Source organism: Thalassovita sp. (assembly GCF_034670005.1).
GTDB lineage: Bacteria > Pseudomonadota > Alphaproteobacteria > Rhodobacterales > Rhodobacteraceae > Thalassobius.
In genome coordinates this window covers 196,505-215,155 of sequence record NZ_JAXMOH010000005.1, presented here as the reverse complement: position 1 = coordinate 215,155, position 18,651 = coordinate 196,505, and the positions used below count along the sequence as shown (strand labels likewise).

The 18,651-nt window shown below is 60.7% G+C and carries 17 protein-coding genes; 10 read left to right on the top strand and 7 right to left on the bottom strand.

Annotation, left to right across the window (positions count from 1 at the left end; translation table 11 throughout):
• Positions 1-58 precede the first annotated feature (58 nt).
• The 6 genes from VOI23_RS11750 to VOI23_RS11725 all read left to right on the top strand — a co-directional run bounded on the left by VOI23_RS11750 (position 59) and on the right by VOI23_RS11725 (position 4,804).
• Entirely contained in the window at positions 59-877 is an 819-nt protein-coding gene (locus VOI23_RS11750) for an autotransporter outer membrane beta-barrel domain-containing protein (protein ID WP_323785015.1), read from the top strand.
• A gap of 237 nt (positions 878-1,114) precedes the next feature.
• Positions 1,115-2,080: an MBL fold metallo-hydrolase gene (locus VOI23_RS11745; RefSeq protein ID WP_323784998.1), complete on the top strand. Its 966-nt coding sequence runs from the start codon at positions 1,115-1,117 to the stop codon at positions 2,078-2,080.
• A 106-nt stretch (positions 2,081-2,186) separates the two neighbouring features.
• Positions 2,187-3,320, top strand: coding sequence for a 3,4-dihydroxy-2-butanone-4-phosphate synthase (gene ribB / locus VOI23_RS11740; RefSeq protein WP_323784996.1), 1,134 nt, complete (start codon positions 2,187-2,189; stop codon positions 3,318-3,320).
• A 1-nt stretch (position 3,321) separates the two neighbouring features.
• Positions 3,322-3,873, top strand: coding sequence for a 6,7-dimethyl-8-ribityllumazine synthase (locus VOI23_RS11735; RefSeq protein ID WP_323784994.1), 552 nt, complete (start codon positions 3,322-3,324; stop codon positions 3,871-3,873).
• Positions 3,870-4,358 carry a transcription antitermination factor NusB gene (gene nusB / locus VOI23_RS11730; protein WP_323784993.1) on the top strand — a complete coding sequence of 163 codons (489 nt, stop codon included), beginning with the start codon at positions 3,870-3,872 and terminating at the stop codon, positions 4,356-4,358. The genes VOI23_RS11735 and nusB overlap by 4 nt, the downstream gene beginning before the upstream one ends.
• Positions 4,359-4,477: 119 nt before the next feature.
• Positions 4,478-4,804: a hypothetical protein gene (locus tag VOI23_RS11725; RefSeq protein ID WP_323784992.1), complete on the top strand. Its 327-nt coding sequence runs from the start codon at positions 4,478-4,480 to the stop codon at positions 4,802-4,804.
• Positions 4,805-5,373: 569 nt separating this feature from the next.
• On the opposite strand, the gene VOI23_RS11720 is transcribed toward VOI23_RS11725, so the two are convergent.
• Complete coding sequence (locus tag VOI23_RS11720) at positions 5,374-5,961, bottom strand: riboflavin synthase (RefSeq protein ID WP_323784991.1); 588 nt, start codon at positions 5,959-5,961, stop codon at positions 5,374-5,376.
• 142 nt (positions 5,962-6,103) lie between these two features.
• Between VOI23_RS11720 and VOI23_RS11715 the strand changes: the two genes are divergently transcribed.
• From VOI23_RS11715 to VOI23_RS11705, 3 genes are all read left to right on the top strand, one after another.
• On the top strand, positions 6,104-7,396 hold the full coding sequence (locus tag VOI23_RS11715) for a capsule biosynthesis protein CapA (RefSeq protein ID WP_323784990.1): 1,293 nt from the start codon (positions 6,104-6,106) through the stop codon (positions 7,394-7,396).
• 96 nt (positions 7,397-7,492) lie between these two features.
• Positions 7,493-8,626 (top strand): polysaccharide biosynthesis/export family protein, encoded by a 1,134-nt coding sequence (locus VOI23_RS11710; protein ID WP_323784989.1) that lies wholly within the window; start codon positions 7,493-7,495, stop codon positions 8,624-8,626.
• Entirely contained in the window at positions 8,626-10,653 is a 2,028-nt protein-coding gene (locus tag VOI23_RS11705) for a capsular polysaccharide biosynthesis protein (protein WP_323784988.1), read from the top strand. The genes VOI23_RS11710 and VOI23_RS11705 overlap by 1 nt, the downstream gene beginning before the upstream one ends.
• Positions 10,654-10,806: 153 nt before the next feature.
• Here the strand turns inward: VOI23_RS11705 and ribD are convergent, their stop codons facing one another.
• The 3 genes from ribD to VOI23_RS11690 all read right to left on the bottom strand — a co-directional run bounded on the left by ribD (position 10,807) and on the right by VOI23_RS11690 (position 14,235).
• Positions 10,807-11,904: a bifunctional diaminohydroxyphosphoribosylaminopyrimidine deaminase/5-amino-6-(5-phosphoribosylamino)uracil reductase RibD gene (ribD, locus tag VOI23_RS11700; protein WP_323785013.1), complete on the bottom strand. Its 1,098-nt coding sequence runs from the start codon at positions 11,902-11,904 to the stop codon at positions 10,807-10,809.
• An 11-nt stretch (positions 11,905-11,915) separates the two neighbouring features.
• Positions 11,916-12,383 carry a transcriptional regulator NrdR gene (gene nrdR, locus VOI23_RS11695; RefSeq protein ID WP_323784987.1) on the bottom strand — a complete coding sequence of 156 codons (468 nt, stop codon included), beginning with the start codon at positions 12,381-12,383 and terminating at the stop codon, positions 11,916-11,918.
• A gap of 208 nt (positions 12,384-12,591) precedes the next feature.
• Positions 12,592-14,235 (bottom strand): methyl-accepting chemotaxis protein, encoded by a 1,644-nt coding sequence (locus VOI23_RS11690; protein ID WP_323784986.1) that lies wholly within the window; start codon positions 14,233-14,235, stop codon positions 12,592-12,594.
• A gap of 681 nt (positions 14,236-14,916) precedes the next feature.
• Here VOI23_RS11690 and VOI23_RS11685 point away from each other — a divergent pair.
• Positions 14,917-16,542 (top strand): methyl-accepting chemotaxis protein, encoded by a 1,626-nt coding sequence (locus VOI23_RS11685; RefSeq protein WP_323784985.1) that lies wholly within the window; start codon positions 14,917-14,919, stop codon positions 16,540-16,542.
• Between the two features lie 74 nt (positions 16,543-16,616).
• Here VOI23_RS11685 and VOI23_RS11680 read toward each other — a convergent pair whose 3' ends face one another.
• From VOI23_RS11680 to VOI23_RS11670, 3 genes are all read right to left on the bottom strand, one after another.
• Positions 16,617-17,843 (bottom strand): bifunctional alpha/beta hydrolase/OsmC family protein, encoded by a 1,227-nt coding sequence (locus VOI23_RS11680; protein ID WP_323784984.1) that lies wholly within the window; start codon positions 17,841-17,843, stop codon positions 16,617-16,619.
• 83 nt (positions 17,844-17,926) lie between these two features.
• Positions 17,927-18,346, bottom strand: a complete 420-nt coding sequence (locus tag VOI23_RS11675) for a secondary thiamine-phosphate synthase enzyme YjbQ (protein ID WP_323784983.1) — start codon at positions 18,344-18,346, stop codon at positions 17,927-17,929.
• A gap of 1 nt (position 18,347) precedes the next feature.
• Positions 18,348-18,632: an HlyU family transcriptional regulator gene (locus VOI23_RS11670; protein WP_323784981.1), complete on the bottom strand. Its 285-nt coding sequence runs from the start codon at positions 18,630-18,632 to the stop codon at positions 18,348-18,350.
• Positions 18,633-18,651 lie beyond the last annotated feature (19 nt).

The window sequence follows — 18,651 nt, the reverse complement described above, 5'->3', positions numbered from 1 at the left end:
GAAACAGACGATCCGAAAACGTCGCTTGCAGCACCAATCCGCTGCCGCATAAACTCAAATACAAACCGAACCAGAGCCTCCGTTACGAAACAAGCTCAGCATTCCGAAAAACTCTGACGACGGACACGATGTCGATAGCTGGAACGCCGTGTTCGGCGCGGAAAAGCGGTTCAACGGGAAAAGCTCCATCGGGCTGGTCGCTGGCTATTCGAATGCCACAGCAGATGCCGCCCTGTCCCGCGGTTCCGTCGACGGATCGGGCGTGTTCATCGCAGCCATTGGCCGGGCGGCCTTCGGCAAGGGCGGTGCCGCACAGGCGATGCTGGGCTATCAGGACCTGTCCTTCGACACCACGCGCAACGTGATGGGCTCGGTTGCCACCGGCAGCACCAGCGGATCGCAGGTCTTCGCAGCGCTGAAGGGCGAATACATGTTCAACCAAGGCGGCTTCCGCTTTGGTCCGACCGGATCGGTCGAATACTATGACATGTCGGTTAACGGTTTCAATGAAACCGGTGCCGGGGCCTGGAACCTGTCGGTTGGCGATCAATCGGGTCAGGTCACGATCCTGTCGGCGGGCTTAAGCGGCGAATATAAACTGGCTTCTGCGCAGCCGACCAAGCTGACGGGGGCGCTGACTTATAACAGCGCATCGGGCGACGATCAGCTGGTGCAAACCGGCTTCATCGGCCTGCCCTCGGGCAGCACGCCTGTCGACGGCATGAACATGGAGTGGGTGTCGCTCTATCTTGGGGTCAGTTCCCAGATCGGCGGTTCGGCCGGGAAAGAAACCATGCTGAATGCCGGCTATGTTGGATCGTTCGGCAGCGACTATGACAGCCATGCGCTCCAGCTTTCGCTCAGCATGCGCTTCTAAGCGACCAAAACAAATACACTGCTACGGCACCCTTCGGGGTGCCGTATTTTTTTGAATATCCGGTTTGTTTGCGACGCCGACCGCCAAGAACTCCGCCCATCGCGGCAATCCCAAGGCAGACCCCACACAAAACTGCGCCCCGCCCCCGGAAAAAGCGGGTCATCAAACAACATATTCGCAATTGATATTGAGATATCGATGCGCCACGTTATCCTTGTGTGAAAAGGGAGGCCCGCCATGTCGATCATCAAACCCAGCCGTCGTGATATTCTGAAATTGGCCGCGCTGGCGCCGGGCTTTGCGTTGCCGGGGATGGCGCGGGCAGAACTGGGTGCGCCCAGCGGGCAAAACCCGGGCTATTTCCGATTTACACTGGGCGACGCCCGGCTGACCATCCTGTCAGATGGGTATTTCCGCGTTCCGGCTGCAGGTTTGGGGGTGAATGCCGACCCGGAAGATGTTCAGGCCTTCCTGACCCGGTATTTCCTGCCCACCGACGCGGGGTATTCCCATACCAACCATCTGCTGATCGAGATCGGCGATGCGGTGGTTCTGGTCGATGTCGGATCGGGCAACCGGTTTTTCGACACGGTCGGGCGGCTGGTCGGCAATATCGAAGCCGCCGGAATAGATCCGGGGTCGATTACCCATGTGGTGATCACCCACGCCCATCCGGATCACATCTGGGGCATCCGCGACGATTTCGACGAAGCGATTTTTCCCGATGCCGAATATATCCTCGGCGCGGCCGAACACGGGTACTGGATGCAGGACGACCTGGTCAACATGGTCGCCCCCGAGGATCAGCAATTCGTGCTGGGCGCGGTCAATTCGATCAATTGCGACGGTGTCGACTGGACTCTGGCGCAGGATGGTCACGAGGTCGCTCCGGGCGTCCGGCTGATCGACACGCCGGGCCATACGCCGGGCCATATGAGCGTGGTGCTGGAAAGCGGCGGCAAGCAGTTGATCGCGCTGGGCGACAGCATGACCCATGCCTATATGAGCTTCCGTCAGCCGGGCTGGTTTAACGGTACCGATGCCGACGGCGAAACCACCGTGGCTACCCGCAAGCGGCTTTTGGACATGGCGGCGGCTGACCGGATGGCGGTGCTGGGCTACCATTTCCCGTTCCCCGGCGTCGGTCACGTGCAGCGTGAAAACGACAGGTTCAGTTTCGTTCCCGCGCTCTGGCAGTTCTGATCCTCGTTCTGATCTCTGCCGCACAGGGGCTGTGGAACGCCGCGTTGCCTCTGGCCAACGCGGCGCGGCTGCGCTATCTGCGGGGGGAAATCTGACTGGGGGTCCCATGCCCGAAACTTCCGCCTTTGAAACGCCCGGCCCTGTAGAGGCCGAACTCCGCGACGCGATCAGCCCGATCGAGGACATCATCGAAGATGCCCGCCAGGGCCGGATGTATATCCTGGTCGATCACGAGGACCGTGAAAACGAAGGCGACCTGATCATCGCTGCCGAATTCGCTGACGCCAAGGCGGTCAATTTCATGGCCACTCATGGCCGCGGGCTGATCTGCCTGCCGATGACGGCCGAACGGATCGACCGGCTGGGCCTGCCGATGATGGCGGTGAACAATTCCTCGCGGCACGAAACCGCCTTCACCGTGTCGATCGAGGCGCGCGAAGGCGTCTCAACCGGCATTTCGGCGGGCGACCGGGCGCTGACCATCGCCGCCGCGATCAACGAACAGAATTCCATGGCGGCGCTGGCCACCCCGGGTCACGTATTTCCGCTGCGCGCCCGGCGCGGCGGCGTTCTGGTGCGCGCCGGCCATACCGAGGCTTCGGTCGATATTTCGCGGCTGGCGGGGCTGCACCCCTCGGCGGTGATCTGCGAGATCATGAAACCCGATGGGGAAATGGCGCGGCTGCCCGATCTGGTGGAATTTGCCAGGGAGCACGGGCTTAAGATCGGCACCATCAGCGACCTGATCAAATACCGCGCCCGCAACGATAATCTGGTGGTGGAAACCTCGCGTAAAACCGTCACTTCGGAATTCGGCGGCGACTGGGAATTGCGCCTCTTCACCGACCAGACCCACGGGGTGGAACACGTCGTGATGATCAAGGGCGACATCACCACGCCGGAACCGGTGCTGACCCGCACCCATGCGTTGCATGAAGCGACCGACGTTCTGGGACTTGGCCCAAAATCGGCCCGGCAACTGCCGCACGCGATGGAACGCATCGCAGCCGAAGGCCGTGGCGTTGTCTGCCTGTTCCGGCAACCGCGCAACGCGCTGTTTGCCAGCGAGGAAGAGGGCCCGCGCACCATCAAGCAGACCGGTCTTGGCGCGCAGATTCTCAACAAACTGGGGCTGCGTGATCTGATCCTGCTGACCGACTCGCCCAAGACCAAATATGTCGGGCTCGACGCGTTCGGGCTCAAAATCGTCGGCACAAGCCCGATCGAGAAGGAAGACTGACATGGCCGGACATGAAACCCATTACATCCTGCCGCGCCCGGAATTCGACAAACCGGTGAAGCTGCTGATCGTGGTCGCGCCTTATTACAAGGATATCGCCGACAATATGGTCGCCGGGGCCAAGGCCGAGATCGAGGCTTGCGGCGGTAGCTGGGACATCGTCGAAGTGCCCGGCGCTTTGGAAGTGCCCACCGCCATCGGCATTGCCGAGCGGATGAGCAATTTTGACGGCTATGTCGCACTGGGCTGCGTCATTCGCGGAGAAACCACCCATTACGACACGGTCTGCAACGACAGTTCGCGCGCCTTGCAGATGCTGGGCTTGCAGGGGCTATGCATCGGCAATGGCATCCTGACGGTGGAAAACCGCAAACAGGCCGAAGTCCGCGCCGATCCCGCAGATCAGAACAAAGGCGGCGGAGCCGCGGCTGCGGCCTTGCATCTGATCGCGCTCGGCCGTAAGTGGGGCGGCCAGCGCAAGGGCGTGGGATTCGTGCCCGACGCCGAAGAATACAAGCTGGCTGGCGAACTCAAGGACAACCCTACCGCATGACCTCTGCCTCCGACGATAAACCGCTTTCCAACAATCAAAAGCGCAAGATGAAATCGGCAGCCCGGCTTTACGCGGTGCAGGCGCTGTTCCAGATGGAACAGTCGAGCCAGACCGTCGAACAGGTCATTGTCGAATTCCTCGAGCATCGCTTCGGTGCGGTTTACGAAGACGACGAGATGCTGGACGGCGATGCAGCGCTGTTTCGACAGATCATGAAGGACGCGGTGAACTGGCAGGCCAAAATCGATCAGATGACCGATCGGGCGCTGGTGGCTAAATGGCCGATCGCCCGGATCGACCCGACATTGCGGGCGCTGTTCCGCGCCGCTGGGGCCGAAATGACCCAATCGGACACCCCGCCCAAGGTCGTGATCACCGAATATGTCGATGTTGCCCGCGCCTTTTTTCCCGAAGGCAAGGAACCCAGATTCGTCAATGCCGTGCTTGACCACATGGCGCGCGAAGCACAGCCTGAGGCGTTCTGAGCGCCGAAATCTGCGGCAAATTGGTACGGATCGAACAAAACCCCGCCGGAAAAACGCCAGCGCCTTGAAGTATTCCAGAACTGGGATACCTTATAAAGGTGCAAAGGGGGACCGATACCATGCCGAAACTGATCCGACTGTATATCGTCAACGTGTTGATCGGCTACGCTATCGCAGCAGCCTTCGTGGCGATGCTGCTGTGGTTCAACGTCGCCAACCTGTGGCATCTGGTCAGCCATTCCAGCAGTGGCCTTCTGGCGGTCTTCATTTTGTGGTTCGCCAATGGCATCGTTTTCGCCGGGGTTCAGTTCGGTATCGCAGTGATGCGCTTGAAGGACGACGACGATCATCACGGCGGTCGCCGCGACCCGATCCGCGTCGACATGACCCGTATGGTGCCGGTCCGGTCCGAAGCGAAAGCGCGCAACACCCGGTCCCCCCGCTGATCTCACGCGCGGTTTGAACCGTCTGAAACCGGCCCGTATCGAGGCCGGTTTTTTGTTGTGATGGCTCCGATGGGGCATCCGTAGCGTTTGGCGGTGCAAATCGCGCAAATGCCGACAAACTTCAGGTAAAAAGTGGCGGGCCCGCAGCAACCGTGGGGTTATCTCATTCCCGAGGACCTGTATGTACAGGTGGGCGCCAGGTAATCAGGCCAGGACCTGAACAGAGCCAGCCCCCTCGGAATTGCTTAAGGCCACTGGAATTCAACCGAGTAACGAGAAGAGCAGCACCCGCCAAAGCCCTACTTAAGCGGTCGGCCCCGTCACGACAAGAGGTTGGAGGACATGCACACTATTATTGCCATATGGAGCGTGCGCAGTCCTGTCTCGGCTCCGGCCCACGGCCTCTGCCTCGGGATTGCCTCCGGCCGGAGTATTTTTCCAAGATGAAACACTGGGTCTTTCTGGTTTCATCTTGGCAAAAATACTCCGGGGGTTTGGGGGCAGTGCCCCCAACATGCGCGCGTCAGCGCAATTGCTGACTGCGCTGCAAGCGCAGACCTTTTAACAGCTCAGCCGAAGTCGCGCAGCCGGGCGACGTAGCGCGCAAGCGTATCGATTTCCAGATTAACACGGTCGCCGACCCGGGCCGTACCCCAAGTCGTCGCGTCCTTGGTATGCGGAATGAAATTGATACCGAAATCGCAGCCCTTAACTTCGTTTACCGTCAGCGAAGTGCCATTCAGCGCCACCGATCCTTTCGGCGCGATGAAGCGGGCCAGCGCTTCGGGCGCGCGCAGCGTGACCCGGGTGCTATCGCCCTCTTGCGTCATCGTCACGATTTCGGCCACGCCGTCGACATGGCCCGACACGATATGCCCGCCCAATTCGTCACCGACCTTGAGCGCGCGTTCCAGGTTGAGCTTGCGGCCCTGCCCCCAAGTGTCGAGGTTGGTCTTGGACACGGTTTCGGCCGACACGTCCACCTCGAACCAATCCGCGCCCTTGGCAACCACCGTCAGGCAGACGCCATCACAGGCAATCGAGGCCCCCAGATCGACGCTGGACATATCGTAGCCTGTGCCGATCCGCGCCCGCAAATCGCCGCGCTGTTCCAGCGCCTGAACCTCGCCAATATCGGTGATGATGCCGGTGAACATTCCCGCCCCCTGTCTAAACTGATCCCTGACCTAGCCGTTGACCTTAAGGGAAACAAGCCGGTTTGCCGTCACTTTTTGCCTTATTTTTGCCCGTTAGACAGGCTAGGACATTCTAAACCCCGGCAGGACAGATCTTTTCGATATGATCAAAGCATTCGGCAATAAACGCGTATTCTTGTGCCTTCAGGGGCCACATGGACCATTTTTCCACCAGCTTGGCCGCATGTTGCGCCGCGCCGGTGCCGAGGTCTGGCGCGTCGGGTTCAATGCCGGCGACCGGGCGTTCTGGTTCCACGGCGCCAGCTATATCCCCTATCAAGGCCGCCCCGAAGACTGGCCGGACAGGTTTGACGCGCTGGTGGCCGAAAAGGGCGTCACCGATATCGTCCTATATGGCGACACCCGCCCGATCCATGCCGAAGTGGTGGCACGGGCCCGACGCGCTGGCCTGTATGTGCATGTGTTCGAGGAAGGCTATCTGCGCCCGTTCTGGGTCACTTATGAGCGCGGCGGCAGCAATGGCAATTCCCGGCTGATGCGGCTGAGCGTGGACGAGATGCGCACGGCGCTGGAACGGTCGGACATGGATACGTTCCTGCCGCCGGGCCATTGGGGCGATATGCGCCAACATGTGTTTTACGGAGCGCTATATCATTGGTTCGTGATGTTCCGGAATGGCAAGTACCGCCAATTCCGGCCCCATCGGGACCTGCCGGTGGCGCGTGAATTCCATCTTTACCTCAACCGGCTGCTGATGACGCCGGTGCAGATGGCCGAACGCGGGTTGGCCACGTTTCGCATCCGTCATGGCGGGTTCCCCTATCACATTGCGCTGTTGCAACTGGAACATGACAGCGCGTTCCAGAAACATTCACCGTTTTCGACGATGACGGAGTTTCTGGAATTGACGATCGATGGGTTTGCACAAGGCGCGCCGGGGCATCATCATCTGGTCATCAAGGCGCATCCGCTGGAAAATGGCCGGGTGCCGCTGCGGCGCGAAATCCGCCGTCTGACCAAACAGGCGGGCGTTGCCGGCCGGGTGCATTTTGTGCGCGGCGGAAAGCTGGCGCGGCTGCTGAACGATGCCCGCAGTGCGGTGACGGTCAATTCCACCGCCGGGCAGCAGGTGCTGTGGCGGGGCATCCCGTTGAAAGTCTACGGTGACGCGGTTTACGCCAAGCCCGAATTCGTTTCCGATCAGCCGCTGCCGCAATTTTTCAAGGCGGCAAGGCGGCCAGATCTGCCCGCCTATCGAGATTACCGCCGCTTCTTGCTGGAAACCAGCCAGGTGCCCGGCGGGTTTTATTCCGCCCGCGGACGCAAGCAATTGCTGCGTCATGTGGTCGATATGATGCTGAGCGAAGAAGATCCTTATGACGCGCTGAAGTCGGGAACCGCGGCTCCCAGGCAACAGTTGCGTGTGGTGAACTGACGGACACAAGCTGTAGTGCTGGATTTTTGCTCTGTATTCCTATAGGTTTGGGGCAAAGACTTGAGGCATATAATAACAGGTCGAGGAGACCGAGCAGTGAAACTCCTAGCAACTCGCAGGGCGAAGTCCGTCGCCCTTCTGGTCGTTGTGGCGCTTGTGGCGTCCTGCGGCTTGCCGCGCACCGGCCCTACCAAACGTGAAATCTTTGCCGGATCGGTGCAGCGTCAGGGTGACGCGTTCATCGTGTCGGTCAATGACCGGGTGACCCGCGCCACGGCGGTGACCCCTGCGCTTGGCTTTTCCGATAAATTCACCCGGGCAGGCAAACTGGGATCGGATATCATCCGTCCCGGCGACACTCTGAGCCTGACGATTTGGGAAAACGTCGAGGATGGTCTGTTGGCCAGTTCGGCCAGTTCGGCCACCACACTGGCCGATGTGCAGGTCGATGGCGCCGGGTTCATCTTTGTGCCCTATGCCGGGCGCATTCGCGCCGCTGGCAACACACCCGAAGCGCTGCGCGGGGTGATCACCCGCAAACTGGAAGAACAGACCCCTGACCCGCAGGTCGAGGTGCGCCGGGCCGCCGGAGACGGCTCGACGGTGTCTCTGGTCGGTGCAGTGGGCGCACAAGGCGTGTTCGCCATCGAACGGCCAACCCGGACCTTGTCCGCGATGCTGGCCCGCGCCGGGGGCGTGACCATTGAAACCGACATCGCCCAGGTCACCGTGATCCGCAATGGTGATCGCGGCCGGATCTGGTTGCAGGATCTGTATGAAAACCCTGAGCTGGACATCGCGTTGCGCGGCGGCGACCGCATTCTGGTCGAAGGCGATGCGCGCAGCTTTACCGCGCTTGGCGCGACCGGCACGCAGACCCGGGTCGGGTTCGAAAGCAAGACCGTATCGGCAGTCGAAGCGATTGCGCAGGTTGGCGGGTTGGTGGCCACTGCGGCCGACCCGACCGGCGTGTTCATTCTGCGTAACGAACCGGCCGAAATCGCCAATGCAGTACTGGGCCGCAGCGATCTGGTCGGGGCGCAGCGTCTGGTTTACGTGCTGGATCTGACCAAGCCCAACGGCCTGTTCCTGGCACGCGATTTCGCCGTGCGCGACGAAGACACGCTTTATGTCACCGAAGCGCCGTTCACTCAGTGGAACAAGACCATTTCATCGCTCACCGGGTCGCTGACTTCGGCAAGCTCGCTTACCACGCTTGCCGGCGGCTGATGACGCGTCCCGACTGGATCGGGCTTGAACCCGCCGGGGCCCCGCCACGGCGGGTTGCCTTTTTCAATGCCGGTTTTTTGCGCCAGCGCCGGGTACGGCGCATTCTGCAGCTGGCCGGTTTGGACCTGCGGCTGTTCCGCCCCGGGGCGGAGGACCTGATCGCGGTCTGGGGGCATTCACCTTATGCCGCACGCGGCGAAGCCATGGCGGAAAAGACCGGGGCCGGGCTGATCCGGGTGGAAGATGCCTTCTTGCGGTCGCTGCATCCGGGCCGGGCTGGCGAGCCGCCGCTGGGCTTGGTGATCTGCCGCGAGGGGCTGCATTTCGATGGTTCCAAACCGTCGGACCTGGAACGGCTGCTGAATGAACATCCGCTGGATGACAGCGCCCTGCTGAACCGTGCCCGGGGCTGCATGGCGCGGCTTCGCGAGGCGGAACTGACGAAATATGCCGGGTTCGATCCCGATATCGCGCCGCCCAAGCCGGGCTATGTTCTGGTGATCGATCAGACCAAGGGCGATGCGGCGGTCCGGCTGGGCGGGGCGGACAGCAACAGTTTCCGCGAAATGCTGTATTACGCGCAGGACGAAAATCCCGGCGCGCAAATCCTGATCAAGACTCATCCCGAAAGCCAGCAGGGGTTCCGCAGCGGCTATTTCAGCGATGCGGACGCAACCGATCGAATCCGGCTTTATGACCAGCCCGTCAGCCCATGGGCGCTGCTGGAAGGGGCCGTGGCGGTCTATACCGTGTCGTCGCAATTGGGTTTCGAGGCGATATTGGCCGGTCATAGGCCGAAAGTGTTCGGCCAGCCATTCTATGCCGGCTGGGGGTTGAGCGAGGATTTCCAGCCGCTGGCCCGGCGGCGGCGCAATCTGACCCGGGCGCAATTATTCGCCGGGGCGATGATGCTTTATCCGCTGTGGTATGACGCCTGCCGTGACCGGCTGTGTTCACTGGAAGACGCGCTGAACGGATTTGAAGCACAGGTGCGGGCGTGGCGCGAAGACCGCAAGGGATGGGACGGCAGCGGCATGAGGTTGTGGAAACGCGGCGCGCTGAACGGTTTTTTCGGTGGCGTCAAAGCGATGCGGTTTCGCAGCATTCCGGTCGCGGGATCGGCGCGGCGGCAGATGATCTGGGCTGGCAAGGCCGAGACGCTGGCAGAGCCGCCCGAGGGACTGGTGCGGGTCGAAGACGGGTTCCTGCGCTCGCGCGGGTTGGGCGCAGAGCTGGTGCCGCCGCTGTCTCTGGTCTGTGACGATCTGGGGATTTACTACGACCCGAGCCGGGAAAGCCGGCTGGAGCGGCTGATCGCGTCCCGGGCAACGTTGCGTCCCGATCAGGAGGCGCGGGCCGAGGCCCTGCGCCGCGGCGTGATCAAGGCGGGGTTGAGCAAGTATAACCTGGGCGGTGATTTGCCCGATTTGCCCGAAGGCCATCGGATTCTGGTGCCGGGGCAAGTGGAAGACGATGCCTCGATCCGGTTGGGCGCGGGTACGGTAAGGACCAATCTGGACCTGCTGCGCGCTGCGCGGGAGGCCAATCCGGATGCGGTGATCCTGTATAAGCCGCACCCGGATGTCGAGGCCGGGCTGCGCCCCGGCGCAGTGCCGCGCGCGGCGGCGCTGGAGCTGGCCGATGCGGTATTGGATCAGGCCGATCCGGTTGCGCTGCTGGACCGGGTCGCTGAGGTGTGGACGATGACGTCGCTGCTGGGTTTCGAGGCATTGTTGCGCGGGGTGAGCGTGACCACGCTGGGCGCGCCGTTCTATGCCGGTTGGGGTCTGAGCCGCGATCTGGGTCCGGTGCCGGAGCGGCGTCAGGCGCGGGTCGGGTTGAGCGGGCTGATCCATGCCGCCCTGATCGATTACCCGCGCTATCGCGATCCGGTGAGCGGCCTGCCCTGCCCGGTTGAGGTGATCGTCGCGCGGCTGGCAACGGCCGAGGCCGGTCAGGGGCCCGGGTTGAAGGTGCTGGCCAAGCTGCAAGGTGCGCTGGCCAGTTGGGCCCATCTGTGGCGTTAATGCGGTTCTGCAGCCTGATCTGGCGGCGCGCGCCACGGCGCGCACAGGATTTTCCCGAAATTTTCCTGCGGAAAATTTCGCGCCTGACCGCCTGCGGCGGAATTTGAGTATTTGGACCAAGAAGAAACCCGGGTCGGGATTTCAGGAGAAAGTTCAGCCAACCCGGGTCCAGCGGTGCAGGATATCGGGGCCGATGGCACGGACGTCTTGCAACGTGAAGCGCGGGGCGTCGGACAGGCGGGTCAGGCCAATCGCACCAATGGCGGGCAACCCTTCGGCACCGATGGTCATACCGGCGGTGAAGCCGATCAGGTCATCGACCCTGTCATGCGCCAGAAGCGAGGCCGCCAGCCCGCCGCCGCCTTCGCAGAAAATGCGCGTCAGCCCGTTGTCCCCGAGCGCGGCAAGCAATGCCGTCGGGTCGATCTGACCGTGTTGCACATCGCATTCGATCAATATGGCGCCAAGATCGGTCCAGGTCCGGTGCAGGATCGGATCGAGGCCGGGGCCGTGACATATCCAGACCGGGATGTCGCGTGCGGTTTGCGCCAGCTGGCCCATCAACGGCATATCGAGCCTGCGCGAGACCACGATGCGCACCGGTTGCCGCGCAATACCCAGGTCGCGCACGGTGAGCGAGGGATCGTCGGCCCGCGCGGTGCCCGCCCCGACCATCACCGCATCATGACGCGACCGCAGCCCATGCACCCAGCGCCGCGCCTGCGGTCCGGTGATCCACTGGCTTTCGCCGGTGGCGGTGGCAATGCGGCCATCGAAGCTGCTGGCCAGTTTCAGCGTAACCCGGGGCCGACCGGTTTCGACCCGCTGGAAAAACCCGGCGTGATCGCGCGCGGCACGCCCGGCCAGAACGCCGGTGGTGACCTCGATCCCGGCGGCGCGCAACATGTCGAAGCCTTTGCCGGACACCCGCGGATCGCTGTCGGTGAGCGGAGAGACGACCCGGGCAACCCCCGCTTTGATCAGCGCTGCGGCGCAGGGGGGGGTCTGACCGTGATGGGCGCAGGGTTCAAGGCTGACATAGGCGGTGGCGCCGCGCGCCTGTGCGCCGGCCTGTGCCAACGCCCGGGTTTCGGCATGGGGCCGTCCGCCCGGGGCGGTCCAGCCGCGCCCGACGATACGCCCCTCGCGCAGGATCACGCAGCCCACCGCGGGGTTGGGCCAGGTGTTGCCCTGACCGCGCCGCCCCAAGGACAGGGCCAGCGCCATGTAGCGGGCGTCGTCGTCGGTCACAGTTACGCGGCTCACTCTTCCGGGGTGGTATCGGGGCGCAGCTCGGAGACGAATTTGTCGAAATCGCCCGCGGCCTGGAAGTTTTTGTAAACGCTGGCAAACCGGACATAAGCGACGGTGTCGATCCGGGCCAGCGCCTCCATCACGATCTCGCCGATGGTTTTCGACGGGATGTCGGTTTCGCCCATGCTTTCCAGCCGCCGGACGATGCCTGAAATCATCTGGTCGATCCGTTCCGGTTCGACCGGGCGTTTCTGCATCGAGATGCGGATCGAGCGTTCCAGCTTATCCCGGTCGAAATCTTCGCGCCGTCCGTTCGATTTGATCACAACCAGATCACGCAGCTGCACCCGTTCATAGGTGGTAAAACGACCGCCACAAGCCGGGCAAAAGCGCCGGCGCCGGATCGCAACGTGGTCTTCCGCAGGCCGTGAATCCTTCACCTGAGTATCTATGTTTCCGCAAAACGGGCAACGCATGGTCGGCCCCCTCTTAAATTACCGCCTCATTCTGTGGGTTTTCCCCACTTATCCACAGGCACTATAGGTCAGCCTCTAGAGTTTGGGTAGAGGGAAGTTGCAGCCACCAGATGACGCGGTTCCCTGGTACGTGTCGCGGCCCGGTGACAAATGCAAACAGCCGCGGCATGACCCGCGGCTGTGAGTTTTTCGAAAAGGACCGGCCGATTTACGAGACGGCTTTGAAATCGATCTTTTCTTCATCATCGTCGATGTCGAGATCGATCAACAGCGCCTCATCTTTCTGATCGTCTGCCGGTTCCGCGTCGGTTTCAGCCTCGACCGGATCGGGATCGTCTGTGGCGCTGTCATCGTCAACCTGGAAGAAGCTGATCACCTCGGCCAGATGTTCGGCCTGGCTCGACAATTCGGTCGCGGCAGCCGACAATTCTTCCGATGCCGCGGTGTTGCCCTGGGTCACGCTGTCCAGACGCTGCACGGATTCATTGATCTGGCTCGATCCGATCGCCAATTCGCGTGAGGCGGAGGTGATGTCGCTGACCAGCGAGGAGGTCCGTTCGATATTCGGCACCAGATCATGCAGCATTTCGCCCGCCCTGGTGGCCGAGCTTACGGTATTGGACGACAATGCGGAGATTTCCGCGGCTGCCTGCTGGCTGTTTTCGGCCAGTTTGCGGACTTCGGCCGCGACCACGGCAAAACCACGGCCGTGTTCCCCGGCGCGGGCCGCTTCGACCGCGGCATTCAGGGCCAAAAGGTCGGTCCGACGCGCGATTTCCTGAAGGATCATGATGCGTTCACCGATGGTTTTCATCGCCTCGACGGCGTCGCTGACGGCATCGCCGGAACTCTTGGCATCGCGGGCAGCGTTTTGAGCGATTTCATCGGTGGTGGCGGCGTTGTCCGAGCTGGCCGAGATATTGGCCGACATCTGTTCCACCGCAGCCGACACTTCTTCGGTCGATCCAGCCTGTACCGAGGCCCCTTCGGACAGGGTTTCTGACGTGCCGGAAACCTGACTTGCTCCGGCGACGAGATTATTGACCGCAGCAGACACGTTTTCCACCGTATCGCGCAGCCGAACCACCATGTCGTTCTGCGCCTTCAGCAGATCGGAAATCTCGTTATTACCCGTCACTTTGGCGGTGGTGCGCAGATCGCCCGCAGCCACCCGTCGCGCCAGATCGATCGACCGGGTCATACCCGAGGACAGGGTGCGGATAATCAGGGTCGAAGATACCAGCATCAGGGCAACAGCGACGCCCATGGCAATGAACAGGTTGCGGCGCACGTCGAGGTAGTCTGCCCGCGCCACGTCGACGGCCTTGTCCATTTCGGCGGTTTGATACGTTTCGACATCGGCGGCGTATTGGTTCACCTTGATCATCGTCGGGTTGACGCCGTAGTGGTAAACTTCGTTCGCCCGCCCATCGCCGTCCAGTTCGTAAGCGACCGCACCCCGAACGTTTTGGGTAAACCGCTTGACCTGGCTGCCAAGACGTTTGAGGGTTTTTTGCAAGTCTTCGCCGGAATATTGCTTCATCGCTTCGAGAATGGTGGCCGTTTCGTCAGCGGCGCCAGCCAGGCTTGTCTGCAGGTTCGAAATGCGGTCGGGATCGTCTTCGCCCCCGGCCCAGCCGATCAGGATATTGGCCGCGTCGATCTGCATGTTGCGCGTCAAAACGAGAAGCCGCTGCGCATCCAGCAGATGTTCGGTCTGAACATCCACGATATGTTCCATCTTTTCATTGGCATGTTCCAAGGCTTTCACCGCTAGGAACATGCTGCCTGCAAAGATCAGAAATACCGCCGAAAAGGTCACGACCAACCGGGTTTTTAACGTGAAGCGCATCAATTTTCCTCCTGCTTCCTTCGGGGAGGATCAGAGGCTGATTCCGGCTATCCACGACCGCAAACCAACGCGGTTCCCTCGTGGAGCACGCTCCGGATTCACGACGCGGGAATACACCCACACACTCTAATCACTCAACACCTATAGCGTCAGGTGAAAGAAACGGCGGGAACCCGGGAGTTTTATGAAAAAAGCCGATAATCTGCTCCGTCTATCCGCAATGATGGGCGGGCGGGTATCGAAAGTGTGTACTCGTTCACCCCAAGAGTGCGCGAGCAACTAATTTGGACCGCATAGATAGCAATCCGCAAAACCTGATCCTGACGGAAACGCCAGGGGGCACCGGTGAAGTTCCGGCTGAATCGGAGGCGCTTGGAACAGAGCTTTAAAACAACCGGCAGACGTACCGACAATACCACCTGCGCGGCTACATGGAAAACAGGCAGATTTTCACTATTCTTGTGTATAGAATAGCAGATTTTCCCGACCGATTTCATAAAACCCCGCTGCCCGGACCATTAGCTTTTTTACCGCCACACCTGATGTGGAGGATCAAGAACACAGGCCAGAAACCCGGTTTGCAAGCGAGTGCAACATTTCTAAAGTGGATCGCTTCCTTTGCACCCACGCCCGCACCCGGGCTTCTGTCGGATCCCCCACGGACGTAGTAAAGGAAGTAAGATGCGTTTCACGTTAAAACTAAGGTTAGCTGCAAGTTTCGCAGCCGTTTTCATCATTTTTGCAGGCAGTATGCTTTTGTCGCTCAGAGCCTTGGAACTTGGTAAGAAGAACATGGAACAAGTCGTTCATGTTCAAACTGCACATGTTCTGCAGGCTGAAAGCCTTTTGATCATGACCCGGAACATGCAGCTTAGCGTTGCCAATATTCTGATCGGTTGGGAAGGCGGCGAGGACGATCCGAACAGGATCCCGAACTTGCAGGAAAACCTGAAAAATACCGCCACCGAAGCAAGCAAGATCATCGCGGACATGACGACCTATTCGTCCGAAACCTTGCAGCCAAGCCTGAAAAGCATGGCAGCAGAAGTGGACAAGTTCGCACAGTATACCGAACAATCAATCACCTATGAATTCGCAGGCGATTCACGCGCGAATGAAGTGTACCATCATGACGCAAACCCGGCGATGGCCAAGATCAACAGTTTGGCAAAGGACGTCGAAGCCTTCTATTCGGACGAGATGAATCAGGCGGTTCTGAAAGCGCAGGAAGATTATTTTGCAGTGCGCCAAAATTTGTTCATGGCAATGGCCGGGGCGGTCGCCTTTATGCTGATTTCTTCGGTGTTGATCATCCGCAAGCTTTCTTCCGGGCTGAACGAGTCGATCGCGCTGGCGCGCAAGGTGGCTTCGGGCGATCTGCGCAGCACGGTGACGGTTAAGGGCAATAACGAACTCAGCGACCTGCTGAACGCCCAGAACGATATGGTAAGACATTTGCGGGATACGGTGGAAAACGTCGGTTCGGCAGTAAGCAATCTTGTCGCCGGCGCAAGCCAGGTTTCGGGCACGTCGGAAACCCTTTCCGAAGGCGCCTCGGTACAGGCTGGATCGACCGAAGAAGTGTCCACGGCGGTGGAGCAGATGTCGGCCAATATCTCGACCACGTCGGACAATGCCAACACCACCGATGAAATCGCTCGCCAGGCGGCCACTGACGCCATTACATCGGGCGAGGCGGTAAGCAAGGCGGTGGAATCGATGAAGACCATCGGTGATCGCATCATGATCCTGCAGGAAATCGCACGTCAGACCGACCTGTTGGCGCTGAACGCAGCCGTTGAGGCGGCCCGCGCAGGCGAACATGGTCGTGGCTTCGCGGTGGTCGCGGCGGAAGTCCGCAAGCTGGCAGAAAACAGCCAGCAGGCGGCAGCCGAGATTTCGATCCTGTCCAAGGACACGGTTTCGTCGGCGACCAAAGCCGGTGAGATGTTGCAGGATCTGGTGCCGAAGATCGAGCGGACTTCGTCTTTGGTCAGCGACATCACCTCCGCCTCACGCGAATTGGCAATCGGGTCGACCCAGATCAATGAATCGGTGCAGCGTCTGGACAGCGTGACCCAAGGCAACACCGCCGCATCGGAAGAACTGTCTGCGGCCGCGACCGAATTGTCGAGCCAGGCCGAACAGTTGGCCGAAGTCATCGGCTTTTTCAAAGTCGAAACGGGTGCCTTGCAGGGCGGCGCGGACATTCCCACCGCCGAGGGTTCTGGAAAAGATACGCCGATGGTCATCGATCTGGACCTCGACGATGGCGCTGAGAAGATAGATTTCAAAGCAGCGTCGTAATCCGGGCGGTATGTAGCAAAACAGAACAGCCGCGGTTCATTCCGCGGCTGTTTTCTATCCGGCGATTTGTCGTCTTATTCATCGTCGGGGCGCAGCACCGTTTCGATGACAGAGGCCGAATGCAGCGTTTTGTGGACAGGGCAACGGTCAGCGATGCGCAACAGCGACTGGCGTTCGGTTTCGCTGAGCCCCCCCGACAGACGGATTTCACGCCGGAACACATCAACCTTGCCGGTGCCTTTTTCGGGGTCGATTTCTTCGCCGTGGCGTTTGTCATGGGTGACCTCGACCGACACATGTTCCAGCGGCAGGTTCTTGTGGCGTGCATAGATCCGCAGGGTCATGGTGGTGCAAGCACCAAGGCCTGCGGCAAGGAACTGATAAGGGTTGGGGCCCAGATCGGTGCCGCCCATTTCCAGCGGTTCATCGGCCAGCATATGATGTTTACCCGCGATATTGACATCCTGAAGCAAACCGGAGGCATCGGCTTCGGACACCCGGATCACACCGTCCGGGGCGTGTTTGGGGAAGTCTTCTTCGACCAGATCGACATAGCGGCCAGCCCATGTGGCGATGGTATCCGCGACATATTCGGCATCTTCTTCGCGGCTGATCAGATGATCGGCATCATCCAGCGTGACAAAGGATTTCGGATGCAGTGCGGCGGCGAAAATTTCAGCCGCATTGTCGATGCCCACCACGGTATCGCGCGGCGCGTGCAGGACCAGCAGCGCCTTTTTCATTTCCCGGATCGCGGGCCCCATCTGTTGCGCGGCGATATCGTCGAGGAAATGTTCGCAGATGGTAAAACGGCGCCCTTCCAGATCAACCTCTGCCTTGCCCTGCGCGCGGATTTCATCGAGCTGTGCGGCGAAATTTTGCGCCACATGGGACGGGTCGAACGGCGCACCAATGGTGGCCACAGCATGGGCGGTAGGGATATTCCCCGCCGCTTTCAGCATCGCCGCCCCGCCCAAAGAATGACCAATCAGCAATTGTGGCGGCATCAGCTTTTCCCCCAGCGCCCGGGCGGCAAGGATCAGGTCGGCCACATTGGTGGTGAAATTGGTATTGGCAAATTCCCCCTCGGAATGGCCCAGCCCGGTGAAATCGAACCGCAAAACGGCAATGCCCTGCGATGCCAGCCGGGACGAAATGCGGCGCGCGGCGGGGATATCCTTGGAACAGGTGAAACAATGGGCAAACAGCGCCGTGGCACAGACCTGACCCTCGGGCAGGTCGAGCCGGGCCGCCAGCGTGCTGCCGTCATGGCCGGTGAAACTGAAGCGTTCGGATTTCATTACAATATCCTGTGTAGTGTTGCGGCCAATATGACGAAAAACGCAGCCCAGCGCAGGGGGTGAAACCCATTATCACCGATTTGTCAGGCGGCGAGATGCGCCGCGACCTGCCGGTGATGCGGGGCATTGCGGTGTTCGAACAGGTAAATCCCCTGCCATGTGCCCAGCACCGGGCGGCCACCGCTGACCGGGATCGACAGCGTGACCGGCATCATCGCGGCCTTGATATGGGCGGGCATGTCATCGGGGCCCTCATAGGTGTGGGTCAGGTAGGACATCGACGGATCGGTCGTGGGCGGCACCAGCCGGTGAAAGAAGTTGCGCAGATCGGTCTGCACTTCGGGATCGGCGTTTTCCTGAATCAGCAGGCTACAGGAGGTATGGCGCACGAACAGGGTCAGCAGGCCGGTATCGCGGCCCTGTTCAGAAACCCAAGCCGTCACCTGCCGGGTGAATTCGTAAAGCCCCTGTCCGCGCGTTTGGACATTGAAAACGGTTTGCATGTCAGCGGAAAATGCCGTTCCCCATCTGATCAATGAAGACCTTGGCCTTGCGCAGGCTCGCGCTGCGGGCTTCTTCGGGCGACTGGATGGTGTCGGCGCGGATCATTTGATGGGTTTTTAAGTCTCCGTCGATTTCTTTCTCAATCCGGGCGGCAACGCGGAACCCGCCCTCGCCCGGCATCGGATCGGGGAAGATGCGGAAGCCGTTATAGTCTTCGGGTTGCGGTTCGGGTTTGGCCTTTGGCGCCGACCGACCGGCGCCGAAGAGTTTGGAAAGCAGTGACATAGGGTGATCCCGTTGGTTC